Below are 22,402 nucleotides of genomic sequence, written 5' to 3' on the forward strand. Positions count from 1 at the left end.
ACGGCAGGTCCAGAGATTCTTCGCAAGGCATCCGTCCGACCGCCGGGCGGGCCGAAGATCGTCCCGGGGGAGTCGCGTGACGCAGGAGACGCATGGTGCTGGTGGGACGTCGCGGAGCGGGGCGCCTCGCTCCCGCGTGTTGTCCCTGTGACAGGTGGGACGATCGCCTAGGTTTGGTGTCATGGCGACCCGTACGTCTTCCCCGCCGGCGTCGCGCAGCAGGACCAGTGCTTCCTCCCGCTCGGGAGCGAAGAAGACAGCCAGCTCGCGTTCCCGGAGTACGACCACCAAGAAGAAGCCCGCCGCGAAGAAGTCCGCTTCGGCCCGGCGGCCGGCTCCGCGCGCCGTGCGCAGCGGTCCCGGCCCCGTCGCGCGGCTCTTCACCGCGCTCGGCCGCGGCGTGGTCGCGGTCTGGCTCGCGTTCGCGCACGGCATCGGGGCGGTCGCCCGCGGAGTCGGCCACGGCGCCCGCGACATCGAGCCCGAGCAGCGCCGCGACGGATTCGGCCTGCTGCTGGTCGCGGTCTCCATCGTCATCGCCGCCGCGGTGTGGTTCGAGCTGCCCGGTGGCGTCATGAACTTCGCCCGGGCCGCCGTGTCCGGCTCGGTGGGCAAGGTCGGCTGGCTGGTGCCGCTGATCGTGCTGCTCGCCGGCTGGCGGATCATGCGCGACCCGATCGGCAACGGGCCGGCCGGACGCCAGGTGATCGGCTGGACCGCGCTGTCCTTCGGCCTGCTCGGCATCGTGCACATCGCCAACGGCAGCCCCGAGCCGGTGCAGGGCGACACCCTGCCGCTGCGCGACGGCGGCGGCGCCGTCGGGTACGTCGTCTCGGCGCTCCTGCTCGACCTGCTGCGCTCGCCGGGCGTCGTCGTCCCGCTGCTGGCGCTGCTCGCGTTCTTCGGCGTCCTGGTGATCACCGCGACGCCGCTCTACCGCGTCCCCGACCGGCTGCGCGACCTCGGTGACCTGCTGCTCGGCCGCCACCACGGCGAGGACGACGGCGACCAGACCCAGGCGATGCACCTCGACGACACCTTCGAGCGGATGGGCGACCCGGCGTACGACTCGCCGGTGCTGGCCGAGCCGAAGAAGAAGCGCCGCAAGAAGGCCGAGACGCCCGATCCGGCCGAGGAGTCGATGGAGCTGCTCGAGCCCATCGACCTCCCGCTCGCCGACGACGAGCCGATCGACCCCGAGGCCGGCTCCAACGCGCTCATCGCGCGCCGGCTCGCCCGGTCCGCGCCGGTCGAGGAGGACCCGGCCGACCTCGAGCCGCCGCCGCACGCCGACCTGCCCCAGCGCGTCGAGCAGCTCGCGCTGTCCGGCGACATCGTCTACACGCTCCCCGACGCGACCGCGCTCAAGCCGGGCGACCCGCACCGGGCGCGCTCCAAGGCCAGCGACGACGTCGTCGAGCGGCTGCAGACCGTGCTCGACGAGTTCAACGTCGACGCCCAGGTCACCGGCTACACCCGCGGCCCGACGGTCACCCGCTACGAGATCGAGCTCGGCACCGGCGTCAAGGTCGAGAAGATCCTCGGCGTCCAGCGCAACATCTCCTACGCCGTCGGCTCCGAGGACGTGCGGATCCTCAGCCCGATCCCCGGCAAGTCCGCGGTCGGCGTCGAGATCCCCAACTCCGACAAGGAGATCGTCTCCCTCGGCGACGTGCTGCGCTCCAACGTCGCGCGCAACGACCACCACCCGCTCATCGCGGGACTCGGCAAGGACGTCGAGGGCGGCTTCGTCGTCGCGAACCTGGCGAAGATGCCGCACCTGCTCGTCGCCGGCGCCACCGGCTCCGGAAAGTCGAGCTTCATCAACTCGATGATCACCTCGGTGCTCATGCGCTCCACGCCCGACGAGGTACGGATGATCATGGTCGACCCCAAGCGGGTCGAGCTCAACGCCTACGAGGGCGTGCCGCACCTGATCACGCCGATCATCACCAACCCCAAGAAGGCCGCCGAGGCGCTCGAGTGGGTCTGCCGCGAGATGGACATGCGTTACGACGACCTCGCCAACTTCGGCTTCCGCCACATCAACGACTTCAACAAGGCCGTACGTGAGGGCAAGGTCGAGGTCCCGCCGGGCAGCGAGCGCACGCTCACGCCGTACCCGTACCTGCTGGTGATCGTCGACGAGCTCGCCGACCTGATGATGGTCGCCCCGCGCGACGTCGAGGGCTCGATCGTCCGGATCACCCAGCTCGCCCGGGCCGCCGGCATCCACCTGGTGCTCGCCACGCAGCGCCCCTCGGTCGACGTCGTCACCGGTCTGATCAAGGCCAACGTCCCGTCCCGCCTGGCGTTCGCGACGTCCAGCCTCGCCGACAGCCGCGTCATCCTCGACACCCCCGGTGCGGAGAAGCTGGTCGGCCAGGGTGACGGCCTGTTCCTGCCGATGGGCGCCTCGAAGCCCATCCGCGTGCAGGGATCGTGGGTCGGCGAGTCCGAGATCCAGCAGGTCGTCAAGCACTGCAAGGGTCAGCTCGAGCCCAGCTACCGCGAGGACGTCACCGCGCCCGCCGCGGCCAACAAGGTCCTCGACGACGACATCGGCGACGACATGGATCTCGTGGTCCAGGCGATCGAGCTGGTCGTCTCCACGCAGTTCGGCTCGACGTCGATGCTGCAGCGCAAGCTCCGGGTCGGCTTCGCCAAGGCGGGCCGGTTGATGGACATCCTCGAGAGCCGGGGCGTGGTCGGGCCGAGCGAGGGCTCCAAGGCCCGCGACGTCCTGGTCAAGCCCGACGAGATCGACGCCGTGATCATGACCATCCAGGGGGAGGCGTGACCCAGATGACCGAGCACCCGATCCAGCCCGACGAGGCGGCCGAGTCGCCCGAGGCTCCCGAGTCCACCGGCTCCGGCCCCGACCTGCGCGTCGAGGTACGCCGCAACGTCGCCCTCTCGGCCGGCGTGGCCGGCGTCGCCGGCCTGCTCACCGTGGCCTTCGCGGCCCGGGCCTTCACCGGCGGCACCGCCCTGGACTGGCTGGCCTTCGGCGTCCTCGCCCTGGTCAGCATCGCCCACGCCGCCTCGATCGCCGACGGCCGCGCGCCGCTCCTGGTCGCCGACGCCCACGGCGTCCGGCTGCGCCAGGGCGCCCAGTGGCGCGGTATCGCCTGGCCCGACATCGACTGCCTCGAGCACCTCCCGCGGCGCGGACTGCTGCGCGACGGTCACCTCCTCGTCGACGGGTACGACGACCAGCAGCTCGTCGTCCCGCTGACCCTGGCGACCCGCCTGGTCGGTGCCGAGTCGGGCTCGCTCAGCGACGCGCTCGCCGAGCTGGCCGACGGCCGCGCCGACGTGACCGAGGTCGTCCCGGGGCTGCCCGACGACACCGCGGCGAGCCGCTCGGCGTCCGTGCCGAAGCTCAGCGACCTCTACGCCGAGGACGACGCGCCCGTCGTACCGGAGGAGCGGCACGGGATCTCCGCCCGCGTCGCCGCCGGCCTGGCGGGCCGCGCGGCCGCTGACTCGGCTGACTCCGAGGACACCGCGGACACCGAGGCCACCGGCGAGATCGTGCTCGATGCCGCCGACGCCGAGGACACCGGCGAGATCGCGGCCGTCGTCGCCGAGCCCGAGATCGAGACCGAGCCCGAGATCGAGCCGGAGCGGCGTACCGTCCTGCCCGCGCGCGTCGCCATCGAGCGCCCGGTCGCCCCGCCCCAGCCCGACCCCGAGCTCCCGCCGGCCGCGCCCGTGGACCACGCCGAGACGATGACCGTCGTCCTCGACGACCTGGCCGTGCGCCCGGCCGCCGACCCGGTGATCGGTCCCGAGCTGACCGAGGCCCGCGACCGGCTGCGCCTGAGCATCGACCAGCTCTCGGAGCGGACCCGGATCCGGCCCCACGTCATCGAGGCGATCGAGGTCGACGACTTCGCGCCGTGCGGCGGGGACTTCTACGCCCGTGGCCACCTGCGCACCCTGGCCCGGGTGCTGGGCATCGACGCCGGCCCCCTGCTCGCCTCCTACGACGAGCACTACGCGCACGCGCCGGTCGACCCCCGCCGGGTCTTCGAGGCCGAGCTCGCGACCGGAGCGGGCGGCTCGATCCGCAGCACCCGCGGCGGCCGCAACTGGTCGGTCCTCATCGCCGCGGTGATGGGCGCCGTGCTCATCTGGTCGGTGGCCAAGCTGGCGATGGACGGCCCCGAGCCGGTCTCCAGCACCCCGGTGCTCAACCAGAGCGGCGGCGTCACGAGCACGCCGGCCAAGGGCGACCCGCTCAAGCTGGCCCTCACCGCCGCCGGCGGCGGCGCCCAGCTGGTCATCCGGGACGCCGCGGGCGCGATCGTCTTCGACGGCAACCTCGCGTTCGGGCAGTCCACCGAGCTCAAGGTCGTCCCGCCGGTCCGGATCTGGTCCTCCGACGGCTCGGTCACCTACGCGCTCGGCGGCAAGAAGCCGAAGGCGCTGGGGGAGACCGGCGCCGAGGTCTCCAAGACCCTCGTCGCCCGCTGAGCCCCCGAACCACCTCTCGCACCGCCCGCGCCGCCCCGCTGGTCCCGCCCTTCCGGGCGGTGGTCAGCGGGGCGGTGTCGTGTGTCCCGGAAGCGGCGGTCGCTGCCGTTCGCCGGTATCCTCGACCGGACATGACCAGCTCTCCCACGAACCCCGTCTCGGTCGCCCTGCTCACCCTGGGCTGCGCCCGCAACGACGTCGACTCCGAAGAGCTGGCCGGCCGCCTCGCGGCCGACGGCTTCACGCTCGTCGACGACCCCGAGGACGCCGACACCGTGGTGGTCAACACCTGCGGCTTCGTCGACGCGGCCAAGAAGGACTCGATCGACACGCTGCTCGCCGCCGCGGACCTCAAGGAGTCCGGCCGGACCCAGGCGGTCGTCGCGGTGGGCTGCCTCGCCGAGCGGTACGGCGAGGAGCTGGCCGACTCGCTGCCCGAGGCCGACGCGGTGCTCGGCTTCGACGACTACCAGGACATCTCCGGGCGGCTGCGCTCGATCCTGGCCGGTGAGAAGCCGCACCCGCACACCCCGCGCGACCGGCGCCTGCTGCTCCCGATCAGCCCGGCCGAGCGCCAGGCCGCCGTCGCAACCCTGACCCCCGAGGACGTCGACATCGCGATCCCCGGGCGCTCCGCGATCCGGCGCCGCCTCGACGGCGGCCCGATGGCGCCGCTCAAGCTGGCCAGCGGGTGCGACCGGCGCTGCACGTTCTGCGCCATCCCGATGTTCCGCGGCTCCTTCGTCAGCCGCCGGCCCTCCGACGTGCTGCTCGAGGCCGTCTGGCTGGCCGAGCAGGGCGTCAAGGAGCTGTTCCTGGTCTCGGAGAACTCCACGTCCTACGGCAAGGACCTCGGCGACCTCGGTCTGCTCGAGACGCTGCTGCCCGAGCTGGCTGCCGTCGACGGCATCGAGCGGGTCCGGGTCTCCTACCTGCAGCCCGCCGAGACCCGGCCGGGCCTGGTCCGGGCGATCGCGACGACGCCCGGCGTGGCGCCGTACTTCGACCTGTCGTTCCAGCACGCCAGCGCGACCGTGCTGCGCCGGATGCGCCGCTTCGGCGACCCGGAGAGCTTCCTCGGCCTGCTCGACCAGGTCCGCACGCTGGCCCCCGAGGCCGGCGTCCGCTCCAACGTCATCGTCGGCTTCCCCGGAGAGACCGACGAGGAGTTCCAGACGCTGTGCGACTTCCTCGTCGCCGCACGGATGGACGTCACCGGTGTCTTCGGCTACTCCGACGAGGACGGCACCGAGGCCGAGTCCTTCGACGGCAAGCTCGACGAGGACGAGATCCGCGCCCGGGTCCAGCACGTCACCGACCTGGTCGGCGAGCTGACCGCCCAGCGCGCCGAGGAGCGGATCGGCAGCACCGTCGAGGTGCTCGTCGAGGAGGTCGACCCGGACCAGACCGGTGACGGCACCGTCGAGGGCCGCGCCGCGCTCCAGGGCCCCGAGGTCGACGGTACGACGCGCGTCCTCGGCGTCCCCGGCGCCCGGGTGGGCGACCTCGTCCGCGCTGTCGTCGTCGCCTCCGACGGCGTCGACCTGATCGCCGAGCCGGCAGGAGACCAGCGATGACCGGGACCAGCACGGGGCAGACCCCCGCCGCCGCGAAGCCGAGCAACTGGAACCTGCCCAATGCGCTGACCACCCTGCGGATCCTGCTCGTGCCGGTCTACGGCTGGGTGCTGCTGCACGACGGCGGCGACTCGGTCACCTGGCGCACCATCGCCTGGGCGATCTTCTTCGTCGCCATGGTCACCGACAAGATCGACGGTGACATCGCCCGCGCGCGCAACCTGGTCACCGACTTCGGCAAGATCGCCGATCCCATCGCCGACAAGGCGATCACCGGCATGGCCTTCATCGGCCTGTCGATCATCATGGACACCTGGTGGATGTGGACGATCACCGTCGTCGTCCTGGTCCGCGAGTGGGCGGTCACGCTGCTGCGCCTCTCGGTGCTCAAGTCGGTCGTCATCGCCGCCGCCCAGAGCGGCAAGTGGAAGACCGTCGCCCAGGCGCTGGCCCTCGGCCTGCTCAGCCTGCCGCTGCTCGAGGTCGACGGATGGCTCGACGTACCGGGCGAGGTGACCTACGGTGTGGCGATCGCACTGCTCCTCGTCGCCTTCGTGCTGACCCTGTGGTCGGGCTACGAGTTCTTCCGCGACGTCTGGCGCCAGCGGCACAGCATCCGCGGCGGCGGCAGCAAGTCGTCCGCGGCCTGAGGGCCCGCACGCGGGACTCTGCGGCTCTTTCGGGCCGCCAGCACGGAATCTTCACCGATTCGTTGCACGAGTTTTTCCAAGGTTCTTGCCAAGGAGTCGGTGGGTCGGCATAGGGTCATGCCTCTTCCCCCGGATCTCGACGCCTGCTCGGAGCGTGCGAGGTCAACCCCCATGGCCGTAGTTCGACGACCCCGGAAGAAGTCCATGCGCTCCGTGAAGAAGTTGTTGTTGGGTTCCCTCAGCGCGGCCGTGGCCTTCTCCGGCCTGTCCGTGCTCGCGTCCTCGCCGGCCCAGGCCAACCAGGCCGGCACTGGTCTGGTCATCAACGAGGTGTACGGCGGGGGTGGCAACGGAGGCGCGATCTACAAGAGCGACTTCGTCGAGCTGTTCAACCCCACCGGGTCGGCGATCAACGTCGACGGCTGGTCGATCCAGTACCGCTCCGAGACCGGAGTGACGGCAGTCGGCTCGAGCAACATGACGCCCCTGACGGGCTCGGTGCCGGCGCACGGCTACTACCTGGTCAAGGCCGCTGACGGCGCGGGGACGCAGCAGGCGCTGCCGCAGCCGGACGTGGTGGGCACGATCGCCATGGGCGGCACGGCCGGCCAGGTCTTCCTGTCCAACAGCACCACGCTGCTCAACCCGGGCAGCGGCAACATGGTCGGCGTGGCCGGCGTCGTCGACATGGTCGGCTGGGGCTCGGCCACCGGCGGCACCTACTCCTACGAGGGCACCGGGAAGGCGCCGGCCACGGCCAACGCCACCTCGACCTCCCGCGGGGCCACGCACACCGACAGCGACAACAACGCGGTCGACTTCACCACGGGCGCTCCGACCCCCAAGAACTCCTCGGAGATCGAGGGCGGCGAGCCGGACCCGCTGGCGGTCACCAACGTCACCAACAAGACCTTCAACCAGGACTCGCAGATCGCCCCGATCAACCTCGTGGCGACCGGCGGCGTCAGCCCCTACACCTGGTCCAGCACCACGTTGCCGGACGGCCTGACGCTCAACGGCAACAAGATCGAGGGCACGCCCACCGCGCTGGGCACCACCTCGGTGACGGTCACCGCGACGGACGCGGCCACCCCGACCGCGGCGACCGCCCAGACGACGTTCTCGATCAACGTCCAGCCGGCGCTCGAGCTCAAGACCATCGCCGACATCCAGGGCACGGGCGCGCGCTCGCCGTACGCGCCGGCGACGGGCAACGACAGCGGCCAGCGGGTGCGCACGCAGGGTGTCGTCACCGCGATGTACCGCACCGGCGGCCTCAACGGCATGTTCATCCAGACCGGCGGCACCGGTACGACGCCGCGGCCCAACGCCGACGCCTCCGACGCGATCTTCGTCTACGGCGGCAGCACGATGGCCAACATCCCGGCCGGCATCGAGGTCGGTGACTCCGTCGACGTCACCGGCTGGGTGAGCGAGTTCTACAACGCCACGCAGATCTCGCCCGGTGCCTCGGGTGTCGCCAAGCTCGACACCCCGCTGCCCGCGGTGACGCCGTTGGCGACCGCGTTCCCGACCACCGACGCCGCCCGCGAGCCGCTCGAGGGCATGCTCCTCGCGCCGACCGGTCAGCTCACCGTCTCCAACGTCTACGCCACCAACCAGTACGGCGAGGTCGGCCTGGCCACCGGAGACCTCCCGCTCAAGCAGCCCTCCGAGTACGCCGACGCGACCGACGCCGCCGCGCTCCAGGCGATCAAGGACGAGAACGCCCAGCGCGCGGTCGTCCTCGACGACGGCACGAGCATCAACTTCCTGCAGAACCAGGCCAACAAGGGCCTCCCGGTGCCCTACCTGACCGGCGCCAACGGCCAGGCCAACCCGGTCCCGCCGCGGGTCGGTGCGGGCGTCACGTTCAACAGCGCGGTCATCCTCGACTGGCGCAACGACGCCTGGAAGCTCCAGCCCCGAGGGCCGGTCACGCTCAACGGCGCCGACGTGGTGAGCTTCGAGGACACCCGGTCCCAGAACCTCGTGCCCCAGGACGTGCTCGGCGCGACCGGCGACATCAAGATCGCGACCTTCAACGTCCTCAACTACTTCAACACCACCGGTGAGGCCTACGTCGCCGCGGGCCCGGCGCAGAACCCGCCGGTCGCGACCACGTGCTCCTACTACACCGACCGCGCCGGTGCCCGGATCGGCAACAACACCTGTGGCGTCCGCCTGGTCGACGACCCGTCCAAGAACGACGCCCGCGGCCCGCGCGGTGCCGCGACGGACCAGAGCCTCGCGCGCCAGGAGGCCAAGCTCGCCAAGACGATCGTCGACATGAACGCCGACGTGATCGGTCTCGAGGAGATCGAGAACTCGATCAAGCTGCCCGGCGAGACCAACCGCGACGACGCGCTCAGCCGTCTGGTCGAGCTGCTCAACAACCGCGAGGGTGCGGGCACCTGGAAGTACGTCCGCAGCCCGGGCTCCGCGCTCACGGCCCAGGCGGTCGCCGAGCAGGACACGATCCGCCCGGCCTTCATCTACAAGCCCGCCAAGGTCACCCCGGTCGGCCAGTCCGAGATCCTCTTCGGCACCGACCAGTTCGCCAACGCCCGCGAGCCGCTGGCCCAGGCGTTCAAGAAGCCCGGCGCCCCCGACAGCGACGCCTTCGCGGTGATCGTCAACCACTTCAAGTCCAAGGGCGACAACACCTCCCCGGCGCCGCCGGCCACCGGCGACAACGCCAACACGGTCGACACGGGCGCCTTCAACGGCGACCGCAAGCGCCAGGCCACGCGCCTGGTGCAGTTCGCCGACGAGTTCGCCGCCGACCGCGGCATCGAGGCGGTCTTCCTGGCCGGTGACTTCAACTCCTACTCGGGCGAGGAGCCGATCAAGATCCTGAAGGACGGCGGGTACGCCCCGATCGAGTCCGACACCCCGGGCGAGATGTCGTACTCCCACTCGGGTCTGTCCGGCTCGCTCGACCACGTGCTCGGCAACCCGGCCGCCAAGGCCATGGTCACCGGCGCGGACATCTGGGAGATCAACGCCAACGAGGCGATCTCGTACCAGTACAGCCGCTACAACTACAACGTCACCGACTTCTGGGAGCCGACGCTCCCGTTCGCGACCTCCGACCACAACCCGGAGATCGTGGGCCTGGACCTGCCCGACTCGAGCGGTTCGGCGTACAAGGAGATCCAGGTCCTCGGCACCAACGACTTCCACGGCCGGCTGCTGCCCGACGGCGGCAACGCCGCCGGCGCGGGGCCGTTCGCCACGGCGGTCAAGGAGCTGCGCGAGGAGAACCCGAACACCATCTTCGCCGCTGCCGGTGACCTCGTCGGCGCCTCGACGTTCGAGTCCTTCATCCAGGACGACAACCCGACGATCGACGCCCTCAACGCGATGGGCCTGGAGGTCTCGGCCGCGGGCAACCACGAGTTCGACCGTGGGTACGCCGACTTCGTCAACCGGATCCAGAACCGGGCCGACTGGGAGTACATCGCCGCCAACGTCGAGGAGCCGGAGGGTCAGCCCGACAAGCTGGCCGAGACCTGGACCAAGACGATCGACGGCGTCAAGGTCGGCTTCGTCGGTGCGGTGACCGAGGACCTCCCGGCGCTGGTCAACCCGGCCGGCATCCAGGGCGTCACGGTGACCGACGTGGTCGAGGCGACCAACGCGGCCGCCGCTGACCTCAAGACCGCCGGCGCCGACATCGTGATCCTCCTGGTCCACGAGGGTGCGCCGACCACGAGCTGCTCGGCCGGCACCGATGCCGCCACCACCTGGGGCAATATCGTCCAGAACACCTCGGCCCAGGTCGACGCGATCATCTCCGGTCACACCCACCTGGCCTACAACTGCAAGTACACCGTGCCCCAGTGGGTCGTCGGTGGGCGTGCGGTCACCCAGCGCCCCGTGGTCTCGGCCGGTCAGTACGGCACGAACCTCAACAAGCTGGTCTTCAAGTTCGACACCACGACCGGCAACCTCGCGGTCGTCACCCAGGACGTCATCGCGACGGCCGGTGTCGGCTACCCCTCCGACCCGACCGTCCAGGGCATCGTCGACGCTGCCGTCGCCCACGCCCAGACCGCCGGTGCGGCCAAGCTCGGCTACATGGACGGCGCGTTCAACCGGGCGCGCTACCTGCCCGGCGGCAACTCCACCGAGAACCGCGGTGGCGAGTCGACGCTCAACAACCAGGTCGCGGAGGTCCAGCGCTGGGCCACCGACGAGGCCGGCATCGACACCGACATCGCCTTCATGAACCCGGGCGGCCTGCGCGCCGACATGGCCGGTACGCCGGACGGCGGCCAGCGTTCGCTCAGCTACCGCGAGGCGGCCGACGTCCAGCCGTTCGCCAACACGCTGGTCAACATGAAGCTGACCGGGGCCCAGCTCAAGAAGGTCCTCGAGCAGCAGTGGCAGCGCACCGCCCAGGGTGGCGTGCCGTCGCGGCCGTTCCTGCGCCTGGGTGTGTCCAAGGGCTTCACCTACACCTACACCGAGAAGCCCGAGACGGTGAGCGTGCCGAACTCGGCGCCCGTCGAGACGTTCCAGGGCGAGATCACCGGGATGTGGCTCAACGGTGAGCCGATCGACCCGGCCCAGACCTACTCGATCACGGTCAACTCGTTCCTCGGGGGCGGCGGCGACAACTTCTGGGAGCTCGCCAACGGCACCCAGAAGGTCGACACCGGCCAGGTCGACCTGCAGGCGATGGTCGACTACATGAAGCAGTTCCCCGTGGGGAGCCCGCTTCCGGTCGACTACCGCCAGCGCGCGGTCCGGCTCACCCCGGCCGCCGACGCCCCGGACTCCTACCGCTCGGGCGACACCGTGAAGTTCGCGGTCGGCTCGTGGGCGATGTCGGCCAACGGCGACGCCACCGACACCCAGCTCCAGGTCAAGCTCGGCAACGACGTGCTCGGCACGTTCGCCGTCGACAACACCCTCGGCAACAAGCCGTACGACGACCACGGCACCGCCGCGGTCTCCGTGCAGCTGCCGGCCGACGTGCCGGACGGCAAGGTGGAGCTGACGGTCTACGGCCCGACGACCAAGACCTCGGTGCCCTACGTCATCCAGGTCGACGACGTCCGCAAGGTCCAGGTGCTCGGCACCAACGACTTCCACGGCCGGCTCCTGCCGACCGCCGCCAACCGGGAGGCCGGCGCCGCCGTCCTGTCCGGCGCGGTCAAGAAGCTGCGGACCGACAACCCGAACACGATCTTCGCGGCGGCGGGCGACCTCGTCGGCGCCTCGACGTTCGAGTCCTTCATCCAGAAGGACAAGCCGACGATCGACGCGCTCAACGAGGCCGGTCTCGACGTCTCGGCGGTCGGAAACCACGAGCTCGACCAAGGCTACGACGACCTCGTCAACCGGATCATGGCCGACTACGACGCCACCTCCAACCCGCTCGGTGGGGCGCGGTGGAAGTACCTCGCGGCCAACCTCAAGGTCAAGGCCACCGGTGACGACGCCGTCCCGGCGACCTGGATCAAGACGGTCGACGGGGTCGACGTGGGCTTCGTCGGTGCGGTGACCGAAGACCTGCCCACGCTGGTCTCCCCGTCCGGCATCGCCGACCTGCGGGTCGACGACATCGTCGACTCGGTCAACGCCGAGGCCGCCGACCTGCGCACGCAGGGCGCCGACGTCGTGGTGATGCTCGTGCACGAGGGCTCGCCGGTCACCGACTGCGCCTCGCCGCAGTTCACCGACCCGACGACGACCTGGGGCAATATCACCCAGAACGTCTCCTCCGACGTCGACGCGATCGTGTCCGGTCACACCCACCTCGCCTACAACTGCTCCTTCCCGGTGGCGGACTGGGCGAGCGAGGGACGTGCCGTCACCCAGCGTCCGGTCGTCTCGTCCGGCCAGTACGGCATGAACCTCAACCAGCTGGAGTTCTCGGTCGACGAGACCGGCAAGGTGGTCGGCCTCGACACGGCGATCCTGCCGCTGATGAGCACCGACCCCGACGGCAGCGGCCCGCTGCTGCCGACGGCGCTCTACCCGGCCGACCCGGCCGTGCAGGCGATCGTCGACGCCGCGGTGAGCAAGGCCGACGTCCTCGGCGCCAAGGAGCTCGGTGAGCTCGGCGGGGTCTTCAACCGGGCCAAGCTGAGCAACGCCACCACCGAGAACCGTGGTGGCGAGTCCTCGCTGGGCAACCTGGTCGCCGAGGTCCAGCGCTGGGCGACCGAGAAGCCGGAGTCCGGCAGCGCGCAGATCGCGTTCATGAACCCGGGCGGTCTGCGCCAGGACATGGGCGGCACGATCGTCGACCAGGCCTACCTGGACGCGCACCCGGACTCGACCGCGCAGATCGGTGACCGCGTCCTGAGCTACAAGCAGGCCGCCGTCGTCCAGCCGTTCGCCAACACGCTGATGAACATGAAGCTCACCGGTGCCCAGATCAAGAAGGTGCTCGAGCAGCAGTGGCAGCGCGACGGAGCCGGCAAGGTCCCGACCCGGCCGTTCCTGCGGCTCGGCGTCTCGGAGGGCTTCACCTACACCTACGCCGAGAAGCCGGTGACGGTGCAGGGCACGGCCACCTTCGAGGGCACGGTCACGGGCATGTGGCTCAACGGGACGCCGATCGACCTCGGTGCGACGTACTCGGTCACGGTCAACTCGTTCCTCGCCTCGGGAGGTGACAACTTCTTCGAGCTCAAGGAGGGCACCGGCCGGGCCGACACCGGCAAGGTCGACCTGCAGGCGATGGTCGACTACCTCGCGGCCAAGGCGGCGAGCACCCCGCTCCCGCTCGACTCTAGCCAGCGTGCGGTCGGGATCCTGTTCCCGGACGACGCCCCGGCGTCGTACCAGCCGGGGGGCCACGTCGTCCTCGACGTGAGCTCGTGGACCATGTCGACGCCCGCGGACGCCAAGGACACCGAGATCCAGGTCAAGCTGGGCAACCAGCAGATCGGCACCGCGACGCTCGACAACACCATCGGCACCGCCGTCTACGACCAGTACGGCACCGCCCACGTCGACGTCACCCTGCCGGCGAACCAGCCGGCGGGCGCCACGTCGCTGACGCTGGTCGGCGCGAGCTCCGGGACCGAGGTGATCGTCCCGATCACCGTCGCCGAGGGTGCCTTCGTCAACGACACCAAGCCGGTGATCACCGGTACGCCGAAGCTCGGCGTCGAGCTGTCTGCCACTGCCGGCAGCTGGACCCCGACGCCGACCACGACGTCGTACCAGTGGCTGGCCGGCGGTGCCGAGATCGCAGGCGCGACCACGGACAAGTACACCCCGACGGCTGCTGAGGTCGGCAAGGTGATCACGGTCCGGGTCACGGTCGAGGCCGACGGCTACACCGACGGTGTCGCCGTCTCCGACCCGACGGCCGCGGTGGCCAAGGCGACCTTCGCCAACGGCACCAAGCCGGTGATCACGGGCACGGCCCAGGTGGGCGCGGAGCTGTCCGCCACGGCCGGCAGCTGGACCCCGACGCCGACCACGACGTCGTACCAGTGGCTGGCCGAGGGTGCCGAGATCGCAGGCGCGACCACGGACAAGTACACCCTCACGGGGGCCGAGGTCGGCAAGGAGATCACGGTCCGGGTCACGGTCGAGGCCGACGGCTACACCGACGGTGTCGCCGTCTCCGACCCGACGGCCGAGGTGGACAAGAAGTCGTTCACCACGCAGCCCACGCCGACGATCTCCGGGACCGTCCGGGTCGGCAAGGTGCTCACGGCCAACGCCGGCACCTGGGTGCCGACGCCCGCCTCGCTGACCTACCAGTGGTTCGCCAACGGGGCGCCGATCGCCGGGGTCACCGGGAGCACGCTGCGGCTCAAGGGTGCGCAGGCCGGCAAGCGGATCACCGTCCAGGTGCGGGCCACGGCGCCCGACTACAAGGACGCGATCGTCTCGTCGGCCCAGACCGTGCCGGTCGCCAAGGGTGCGGTGACCATGTCGGTCAAGACCAAGCCCGGCAAGGTCAAGGTCAAGAAGACCAAGACCACGGTCACCGTCACGCTGGTCAACGCCGACCGCGAGCCGGTCACCGGCAAGGTGAAGGTCAAGGCCAAGGGGCTGCCCGCCAAGACCGTCACCGTGGTCAACGGCAAGGCCGTGGTCAAGCTCGGCAAGTTCAAGAGCACCGGCCGCAAGAAGGTCACCGTGACCTACCTCGGCAGCACCGCGCTGACGGCGCAGACCACGGTCACCACGATCTGGGTGGTCCGCCGCTGACCTGAGCCGCACCGCAGCACCTCGCCGAGAGCCTCGGTCGGTGGCCCGTGACACGATGCGTGTCGTGGGTTCACCGGCCGAGGCTCTTGTCCATGCCCTGCGCGAGCGCGGGGCGACGGTGGCGACCGCCGAGTCGCTCACCGGCGGCCGGCTGGCGGCGCGGCTGACCGAGGTCCCCGGAGCGTCCCAGGTCTTCGTCGGGGGCGTGGTGAGCTACCAGACGCAGGTCAAGGTCGAGGTGCTCGGCGTCCCGCAGGCGCTCGTCGACACCGACGGCGTCATCTCGGCTGCCTGTGCCCGGGCGATGGCCGAGGGTGCGCGCCGCCTGGTCGGCTCGTCGTACGCGCTGAGCACGACGGGCGTGGCCGGACCGGACCGCCAGGAGGACCAGCCCGTCGGCACCGTGTACGTCGGCCTGGCCGGCCCCGAGGGCACCCAGGTCCTCGCGCTCCGGCTCAGCGGCGGCCGCGGCGCGATCCAGGACGCGACCGTCGTCGCGGCCCTCACCGCCCTGAGCGAGGAGCTCACCGGAGTCTCAGCGGCCGGGCGTCCCGCGGAAGATTCGGGGCTCGGGTAGCGTTGGAGCCACGACCCGCCGTTCCACGACCCCGGAGAGGAGATCGAGATGGTGCTTTTCCGCCGCTCGCTCGGTGACATCCTGCGCAGCCGCCGTGCTGAGCTCGGGCTGACCCTCCGCGAGGTCTCCGGCGCTGCTCGGGTCAGCCTCGGCTACATCTCGGAGATCGAGCGTGGCCAGAAGGAGGCGTCCTCCGAGCTGCTCGCCTCGCTGTGCGAGGCCCTCGACGTCCCGCTGTCCGACGTCCTGCGCGACGTCGCCGACGCGGTCGCCCTCGAGGAGGCCGCCCTGCTCGGCCCCGTGCCCACGCCGATCGCGCCGCGGCGCGCGGGCGAGGTCGTCGCCTCCGCCGCCTGATCCGGCCCGACCCGGACGGCCCGCCTGGCTTGGCCTGGCCCTCTGCACGACGCAACAGCCCCTCCGGTCCGGGACCGGAGGGGCTGTTGCTGTTGCTCGTCGGGGCTGCGGGCACTGCCGGGGCTGCCGGGAGCGCCGTCGATCAGCGCTGGCGGGCCATGTTCTCCAGGCGGGCGATCCGCTCGTCCATCGGCGGGTGGGTCGAGAACATCCGCTGGACGTCGGCGGCCCGGAACGGGTTCGCGATCATCATGTGGCTCGCGTTCTGCAGCTGCGGGGTGGGCGCGAGCGGGGCGCGGGCGGTCCCGGACTCGAGCTTGCGCAGCGCCGAGGCCAGGGCCAGCGGGTCGCCGGTCAGGCGGGCGCCGTCCTCGTCGGCGTCGTACTCGCGGGTGCGGCTGATCGCCATCTGGATGACCGCGGCGGCGAAGGGCGCGAGCAGCGCCGTACCGATCATCACCAGGGGGTTGGGCCGCTCGTCGTTGTTGCCGCCGCCGAAGATCGACGAGAAGGCGAGGAACTGCGCCACCGAGCTGATCACGCCGGCGACGGCCGCCGCGACCGAGCCGGTGAGGATGTCGCGGTTGTAGACGTGCATCAGCTCGTGCCCCAGCACCCCGCGCAGCTCGCGCTCGTCGAGCAGGCCGAGGATGCCCTCGGTGCAGCACACGGCGGCGTTCTGCGGGTTGCGGCCGGTGGCGAAGGCGTTGGGCGCCTGGGTGGGGGAGACGAACAGGGCCGGCATCGGCTGGTTCGCGGCGGTGGAGAGCTCGCGGACGATGCGGTACATCGCCGGCTGCTGGGACTCGGTGACCGGGTAGGCGTGCATCGCCTTGATGGCCAGCTTGTCGGAGTTCCAGTAGCCGTAGGCCGTGGTACCCACACCGATGAGCGCGAAGATCCAGATGAAGGCGGAGCTGCCCGTGGCAGCGGCGATGAGGCCGCCGACGGCGAGCAGCAGCGCGAAGATCGCGCCGAAGAGGCCCGCGGTCTTGAGCCCGTTGAAATGGCGGTGCATGCCAGGTCAACGAACGACGGCGGGCCGGACGTTCCTGGGCGGCGAGGAGACCCAGGTCACGCGCCGGGCGGCGGGGCCGCGGCGGCCGCCGGTTGGCAGCGCGGGCACCAGTAGGTGGTCCGCTCCCGGCCGGGTGGGCCGACCGGACCGGCCTCGATCGTCGTCCGGCAACGCAGGCAGGGGCGGCGCTGGCGCCGGTAGACCCAGACCGGGTCGCGCCGGTCGCCCGTGGTCAGCGGTTGGCCGTGCTCGAGCCCGGCCCGGAGCAGGGCGCGGGCCCGCCGGAGCAGGCGGAGCGGGTCGGCGACCGCACTGACGGGGCCGAGCGGGTGGGCGCCCTGGACGAAGCAGGTCTCGGAGAGCCAGATGGTGCCGATCCCGGCGACCACGGTCTGGTCGAGGAGGGCCTCGCCGAGGACCCGGTCGGGTACGGCTGTCAGCCGGCCCAGCGCGGTCGCCTCGTCGGCGGGCGTCCAGGGGCCGAGCAGGTCGGGGCCGAGGTGTCCGACGGCGCTCGCCTCGTCGGCGGTGGGCAGCAGCTCGACGACGCCGAGCAGGAAGCCGACCGCCTCGACCCGCTCGGTCCGCAGCGCGACCCGGGCCTCGTGGGCCGGCCGGGACCAGCGCTCGCCGGCCCGGACCACCCGCCAGCTGCCCTCCATCTTGAGGTGGGTGTGCAGCGTCAGCGGGACGCCGTCGGCGGTGGTGAGCCGGGTGAGGAGGTGCTTGCCGTGGGTGGCGGTCCGGTCGACGACGGCCCCGGTCAGGTCGGTGGTGGCGAGCTGGGGCACCCGGAAGTCGCTGTGGGTGAGCGTCGCTCCGGCGAGCGCCCGGTCGAGCCGGTCGGCGGTACGGCGGACCGCGTCTCCCTCGGGCACGGCGAGGCCGTCCTCAGGCCCGGATCCGCAGGCCGCGCGGGGTCGCGATGAACCCGGCCGCGGCGAGCGCGTCGCGCAGCGGTCCGCCGCTGCCGAGGAGCGCGGTGCCGTCGGCCTTCTCGACGGTGAGCTGGCCGAGCGTCCCGCGGCGTACGGCGGTGGAGAGCGCCTCGGCGGCCGGGGTGAGCAGGTCGGGTTCGTCGGACCAGGTGAGCAGGGTGCGCCCGCCGCGCTCGACGTAGAGGACGAGCGCGCCGTCGACCAGGACGACGAGCCCGCCCGCCTTGCGGCCGGGGCGGTGACCGGCGCTCTCGGCGCTCTCGGCCGCCGCGCGGACGCTGGGCGGCGCGGGCCAGGGGAGCGCGGCGCCGTAGGGGTTGGCGGGGTCGGTGGCGGCGAGCGCGACGGCGACCGGTTTGTGGTCGAGCTCCTCGCCGCCGGCCGGCGGGGCGAAGGAGCGGAGCCGGTCGACCGAGCCGGCCGTACCGAACTGGGCCGCGCCGAGGCCTTCGACGAAGTAGCCGCGCCGGCAGCGGCCGGACTCCTCGAAGGCGCTGAGCACCTTGTAGATCGCGGCGAAGCCGCCGGGTACCCGCTCGTTGACGACCGCGCCGCGGGTGACGACGCCGTGGCGCTCGAGGAGCTGCTCAGCGCCGGCGTGGGCCCGGCGGGTGGGGTCGGCGTCGATGGCGGGCAGGACGGCCCAGCGTCCGGCGGTCTCGGGCGGACCGGTCCGGGACAGGCGGCCGGGGCGGGCGGCGGCGCGGCGGGTGCGGTGGGCGGCGCGGCCCGAGCGGGTCAGGGCGCGCAGCGGGGTGAGGGTGTCGTTGGTGAGCCGGCCGTCCCACACCAGCGCCCAGAGCGCGGCACTGACGGCTTCGTCGAGGGGCGGGTCCTCGCCGTCGGCGCGTGCGGCCTGGGCGACCTGGTCGGAGACCTGGCGGAAGAACCACGCTCCGCCCGGGGCCAGCACGTCGAGGACCCGCTGCTGGAGCGGGTCGCCGACCGGCGCGGGTGGCGGCAGGGTGAGGTGGGCCCGGTCGGCGAGGTGGAGCGAGACCCAGCCGTCGGAGCCGGGTAGCGGTCCGTGGCCGGCCCAGAGCACCTCGCCGGTCGCGGTCAGCTCGTCGAGCAGGGCCGGCTCGTAGTCGCGGACCCGGGCCGGCAGGACCAGGGACTCGAGCGCGCTCGCGGGCAGGGCGGCTCCGGCGAGCTGCTCGATCGCTCGGAGGAGTCCGTCGGCCCCGCGCGGGCCCTTGGCGGTGGTGATCTGGTGCCAGGCGGTGGAGAACCGGGCCAGCGTGGTCGGCTCGACCGGCTCGATCTCGTGGCGCAGCTTGGCCAGCGAGCGGCGGCGCAGCCGGCGCAGCACCTCGACGTCGCACCACTCCTCGCCGGCGCCGACGGGGCGGAACTCGCCGGAGAGCACCCGGCCCTGGGCCTCGAGCCGCTGGAGCGTGTGCCGTACGACGGCCACGCCGAGCCCCAGCCGGACCGCAACCTGGTCGGAGGTGAACGGTCCGTGGGTGCGCGCATAGCGCCCCACCAGGTCGGCGAGCGGGTCGTCGACGGGCTCGGTGAAGGCGGCCGGCGTCCCGGCCGGAGCGGGGACGCCGAGGCCGTCGCGCAGGCGGGCGACGTCCTCGACAGCGGCCCAGGCGTCGCCGTAGGCCATCCGGACCGTGACCACGCGCCGGGCGGCGGCGAGGCCAGCGAGCCAGTCGGCGACGGGGGCCTCGTCGCGGGAGCGGGCGGCGACCTCGGCCAGGGTGAGCGGGCCGAGCAGGCGGAGCAGGTCGGTGAGCCCCTCGGCGTCGCGGGCACGCCGGTCGGGGACGGTGCGCTGGAGCTCGGCCTCGACCTCGGCGAGGACGTCGGGGTCGAGCAGCTCGCGCAGCTCGGCGCGGCCGAGTAGCTCGGCGAGCAGTCCCTGGTCGAGGGTGAGCGCGGCGGCGCGGCGCTCGGCGAGGGGCGAGTCGCCCTCGTAGACGAACTGCGCGACGTAGCCGAACATCAGCGTCCGGGCGTAGGGCGAGGGCTGGCTGGTCTCGACCTCGGTGATCGCCACCTCGCGCTGGTCGACGCGGCGCAGCAGCGTGACCAGGCCGGGCAGGTCGTAGACGTCGTTGAGCACCTCGCGGACCGTCTCGAGCACGATCGGGAACGACGGGTAGCGGGTGGCGACCTCGAGCAGCGAGGCGGCACGCTGGCGCTGCTGCCACAGCGGCGAGCGGCGGCCGGGATCGCGCCGCGGCAGGAGCAGCGCCCGCGCCGCGCACTCGCGGAAGCGGGCCGCGAAGAGCGCGGAGCCGCCGACCTCGCGGGTGACGACCTCCTCGATCTCGTCGGGCTCGAAGACGATCAGGTCGGCGCCGGGCGGCTCGGCGTCGGTGTCGGGGATCCGGATGACGATGCCGTCGTCGGAGGCGAGTGCCTGGCCGTCGACGCCGTAGCGCTCGCGCAGGCGGGCGTTGATGGCCAGCGCCCAGGGGGAGTGCACCGCGGTGCCGTAGGGCGAGTGCACCGCGAGCCGCCAGTCGCCGAGCTCGTCGCGGAACCGCTCGACCAGGACGGCCAGGTCGCTCGGCAGCACCTGGGTGGCCTCGACCTGCTCGCGCAGGTAGCCGACCAGGTTGGCCGCCGCGTTGTCGTCGAGGCCGACCTCGCGGGCCCGCGCGGTGGCCGCGGCCTCGGGCAGCGCGCCGAGCTCGCGGGTGAACCCGCCGATCGCCTCGCCGAGCTCGGTCGGGCGCCCGGCGGTGTCGCCCTTCCAGAACGGCAGCCGGCCCGGGACGCCGGGGGCGGGCGTGACGATGACCTGGTCGTGGGTGATGTCCTCGATCCGCCAGGTCGTGGCGCCGAGTGCGAAGACGTCGCCGACCCGGCTCTCGTAGACCATCTCCTCGTCGAGCTCGCCGACGCGGCGATTGGTGCCCTCGCCGGCCAGGAAGACGCCGTAGAGGCCGCGGTCGGGGATGGTGCCGCCGCTGGTGACGGCGAGTCGCTGGGCGCCGGGGCGTCCGCTGATGACGCCGGTCAGCCGGTCCCAGGTGATCCGCGGGCGCAGCTCGGCGAACTCGTCGGAGGGGTAACGGCCGGCCAGCAGGTCGAGCACGGCGTCGTAGGCCGAGCGAGGCAGGTGGGCGTAGGGCGCGCTGCGCCGGACCACGGCGAACAGCTCGTCGACGTCCCACTCGTCGACCGCGGTGATGGCGACGACCTGCTGGGCGAGGACGTCGAGCGGGTTGGCGGGGACGTGGAGCTGCTCGATGCCGCCGGTGCGCATCCGGGCGACGGCGACGGCGGCCGGAGCGAGGTCGCCGCGGTGCTGGGGGAAGAAGACGCCGTGGGAGGTCTCGCCCACCTGGTGGCCCGCACGGCCGACGCGCTGGAGGGCGCTGGCCACGCTCGGCGGCGAGGCGATCTGGAGCACCAGGTCGACGGCACCCATGTCGATGCCGAGCTCGAGGCTGCTGGTCGCCACGACGGCGGGCAGGCGGCCGGCCTTGAGGTCGTCCTCGACCTGGGCGCGCTGTTCCTTGGAGACCGAGCCGTGGTGGGTACGGGCGAGCACCGGGCTCGCGCCGGCGGCGGCGCCGGACTGGGCCATGATCTGGGCGGGCGGCTCGACGCCGTCGGCGGAGACGCCCGCGGCGATCTCGTTGAGGCGCGCCGTCAGCCGCTCGGCCGTACGGCGGCCGTTGGTGAACACGATCGTGGAGCGGTGCTGCTCGATCAGCTCGGCGACCCGCTGCTCGACGTGGGGCCAGATGCTGGCCCGGGCCGGCGCGGCGGTGGGGTCGTCGTCCTCGACGACCTGGCCGAGCTCGGTCATGTCCTCGACCGGCACCTCGACGCGCAGGTCCCAGGACTTGTGCGCGGGCGGAGCCACGATCTCGACCGGGGCGCTGCCGCCGAGGAAGCGGGCGACCTCCTCGGTCGGCCGGACCGTCGCGGACAGCCCGACCCGCTGGGCGGGCCGGGGGAGCAGGGCGTCGAGGCGCTCGAGGCTCAGCGCCAGGTGGGCGCCGCGCTTGGTGCCGGCCACGGCGTGCACCTCGTCGAGGATCACCGTCTCGACGCCGCGCAGCGTCTCGCGGGCCTGGCTGGTGAGGATGAGGAAGAGCGACTCGGGCGTCGTGATCAGGACGTCGGGCGGCCGGGTCGCGAGCCGGCGCCGGTCGCCGGCCGGGGTGTCGCCGGAGCGGATGCCGACGGTGACCTCGGGCAGCGGGTGGCCGGGATCGAGCCGCTCGGCGGTCTGGCGGATGCCGGTCAGCGGGGCGCGCAGGTTGCGCTCGACGTCGACGGCGAGGGCCTTGAGCGGCGAGACGTAGAGGACCCGGGTGCGGTGGAGCTTGTCGTCGGGCGGCGGGGTGGTCAGCAGCCGGTCGATGCCCGCGAGGAAGGCGCTGAGCGTCTTGCCGGAGCCGGTCGGCGCGACGACGAGGGTGTGGTGGCCGCGACCGATCGCGTCCCACGCCCCGGCCTGGGCCGCGGTGGGCTCGGCGAAGGCCGCGCGGAACCACGCGCGGGTCGCTTCGCTGAACGCCTCCAGCGGGTCCGGGGTCACCATGTCGACCATCCTCGCGCACGCCGCCGACACTTCGAGAACAATGGGTGCGTGCTGTGGAGAACCCGCCTGGGCATCGCCGGTGCCGTCGCGCTCCTGG

At 72.4% G+C, this 22,402-nt stretch carries 10 protein-coding genes; 7 read left to right on the plus strand and 3 right to left on the minus strand.

Features of this window, described 5'->3' with window-relative positions; all coding sequences use genetic code 11:
• The first annotated feature begins 181 nt into the window (after nt 1-181).
• The 7 genes from CCO04_RS21000 to CCO04_RS21030 all read left to right on the plus strand — a co-directional run bounded on the left by CCO04_RS21000 (nt 182) and on the right by CCO04_RS21030 (nt 15,833).
• The gene (locus CCO04_RS21000) at nt 182-2,800 is read left to right on the plus strand and encodes a DNA translocase FtsK (RefSeq protein ID WP_215816134.1); all 2,619 of its coding nucleotides are present in this window, start codon (nt 182-184) and stop codon (nt 2,798-2,800) included.
• A 5-nt stretch (nt 2,801-2,805) separates the two neighbouring features.
• Nucleotides 2,806-4,482: a helix-turn-helix domain-containing protein gene (locus tag CCO04_RS21005; RefSeq protein ID WP_252373688.1), complete on the plus strand. Its 1,677-nt coding sequence runs from the start codon at nt 2,806-2,808 to the stop codon at nt 4,480-4,482.
• Between the two features lie 131 nt (nt 4,483-4,613).
• On the plus strand, nt 4,614-6,059 hold the full coding sequence (rimO, locus tag CCO04_RS21010; protein WP_215816136.1) for a 30S ribosomal protein S12 methylthiotransferase RimO: 1,446 nt from the start codon (nt 4,614-4,616) through the stop codon (nt 6,057-6,059).
• Entirely contained in the window at nt 6,056-6,709 is a 654-nt protein-coding gene (pgsA, locus tag CCO04_RS21015) for a CDP-diacylglycerol--glycerol-3-phosphate 3-phosphatidyltransferase (RefSeq protein ID WP_215816137.1), read from the plus strand. The genes rimO and pgsA overlap by 4 nt, the downstream gene beginning before the upstream one ends.
• A gap of 228 nt (nt 6,710-6,937) precedes the next feature.
• A complete protein-coding gene (locus CCO04_RS21020; protein ID WP_215816138.1) occupies nt 6,938-14,899 on the plus strand; it encodes an ExeM/NucH family extracellular endonuclease in 7,962 nt (2,653 codons plus the stop codon).
• Between the two features lie 64 nt (nt 14,900-14,963).
• Entirely contained in the window at nt 14,964-15,476 is a 513-nt protein-coding gene (locus CCO04_RS21025) for a nicotinamide-nucleotide amidohydrolase family protein (protein WP_308281415.1), read from the plus strand.
• Nucleotides 15,477-15,524: 48 nt separating this feature from the next.
• Nucleotides 15,525-15,833, plus strand: a complete 309-nt coding sequence (locus CCO04_RS21030) for a helix-turn-helix domain-containing protein (RefSeq protein WP_038679555.1) — start codon at nt 15,525-15,527, stop codon at nt 15,831-15,833.
• A 142-nt stretch (nt 15,834-15,975) separates the two neighbouring features.
• On the opposite strand, the gene htpX is transcribed toward CCO04_RS21030, so the two are convergent.
• The 3 genes from htpX to CCO04_RS21045 are packed head-to-tail and all read right to left on the minus strand — an operon-like array spanning nt 15,976 to nt 22,314.
• Complete coding sequence (htpX, locus tag CCO04_RS21035) at nt 15,976-16,851, minus strand: zinc metalloprotease HtpX (RefSeq protein WP_215816139.1); 876 nt, start codon at nt 16,849-16,851, stop codon at nt 15,976-15,978.
• A 56-nt stretch (nt 16,852-16,907) separates the two neighbouring features.
• Nucleotides 16,908-17,729 carry a DNA-formamidopyrimidine glycosylase family protein gene (locus tag CCO04_RS21040; protein WP_215816140.1) on the minus strand — a complete coding sequence of 274 codons (822 nt, stop codon included), beginning with the start codon at nt 17,727-17,729 and terminating at the stop codon, nt 16,908-16,910.
• A 13-nt stretch (nt 17,730-17,742) separates the two neighbouring features.
• Nucleotides 17,743-22,314, minus strand: coding sequence for an ATP-dependent helicase (locus tag CCO04_RS21045; protein ID WP_215816141.1), 4,572 nt, complete (start codon nt 22,312-22,314; stop codon nt 17,743-17,745).
• Nucleotides 22,315-22,402 lie beyond the last annotated feature (88 nt).

This window comes from Pimelobacter sp. 30-1 (assembly GCF_018831735.1).
Taxonomy (GTDB): domain Bacteria; phylum Actinomycetota; class Actinomycetes; order Propionibacteriales; family Nocardioidaceae; genus Nocardioides.

What these genes read in the sequence shown, in the direction of transcription:
- CCO04_RS21000 (WP_215816134.1), top strand. Translation starts at nt 182, where the DNA reads ATGGCGACCCGTACGTCTTCCCCGCCGGCGTCGCGCAGCAGGACCAGT.
- CCO04_RS21005 (WP_252373688.1), top strand. Translation starts at nt 2,806, where the DNA reads ATGACCGAGCACCCGATCCAGCCCGACGAGGCGGCCGAGTCGCCCGAG.
- rimO (WP_215816136.1), top strand. Translation starts at nt 4,614, where the DNA reads ATGACCAGCTCTCCCACGAACCCCGTCTCGGTCGCCCTGCTCACCCTG.
- pgsA (WP_215816137.1), top strand. Translation starts at nt 6,056, where the DNA reads ATGACCGGGACCAGCACGGGGCAGACCCCCGCCGCCGCGAAGCCGAGC.
- CCO04_RS21030 (WP_038679555.1), top strand. Translation starts at nt 15,525, where the DNA reads ATGGTGCTTTTCCGCCGCTCGCTCGGTGACATCCTGCGCAGCCGCCGT.
- htpX (WP_215816139.1), bottom strand. Translation starts at nt 16,851, where the DNA reads ATGCACCGCCATTTCAACGGGCTCAAGACCGCGGGCCTCTTCGGCGCG.
- CCO04_RS21045 (WP_215816141.1), bottom strand. Translation starts at nt 22,314, where the DNA reads ATGGTCGACATGGTGACCCCGGACCCGCTGGAGGCGTTCAGCGAAGCG.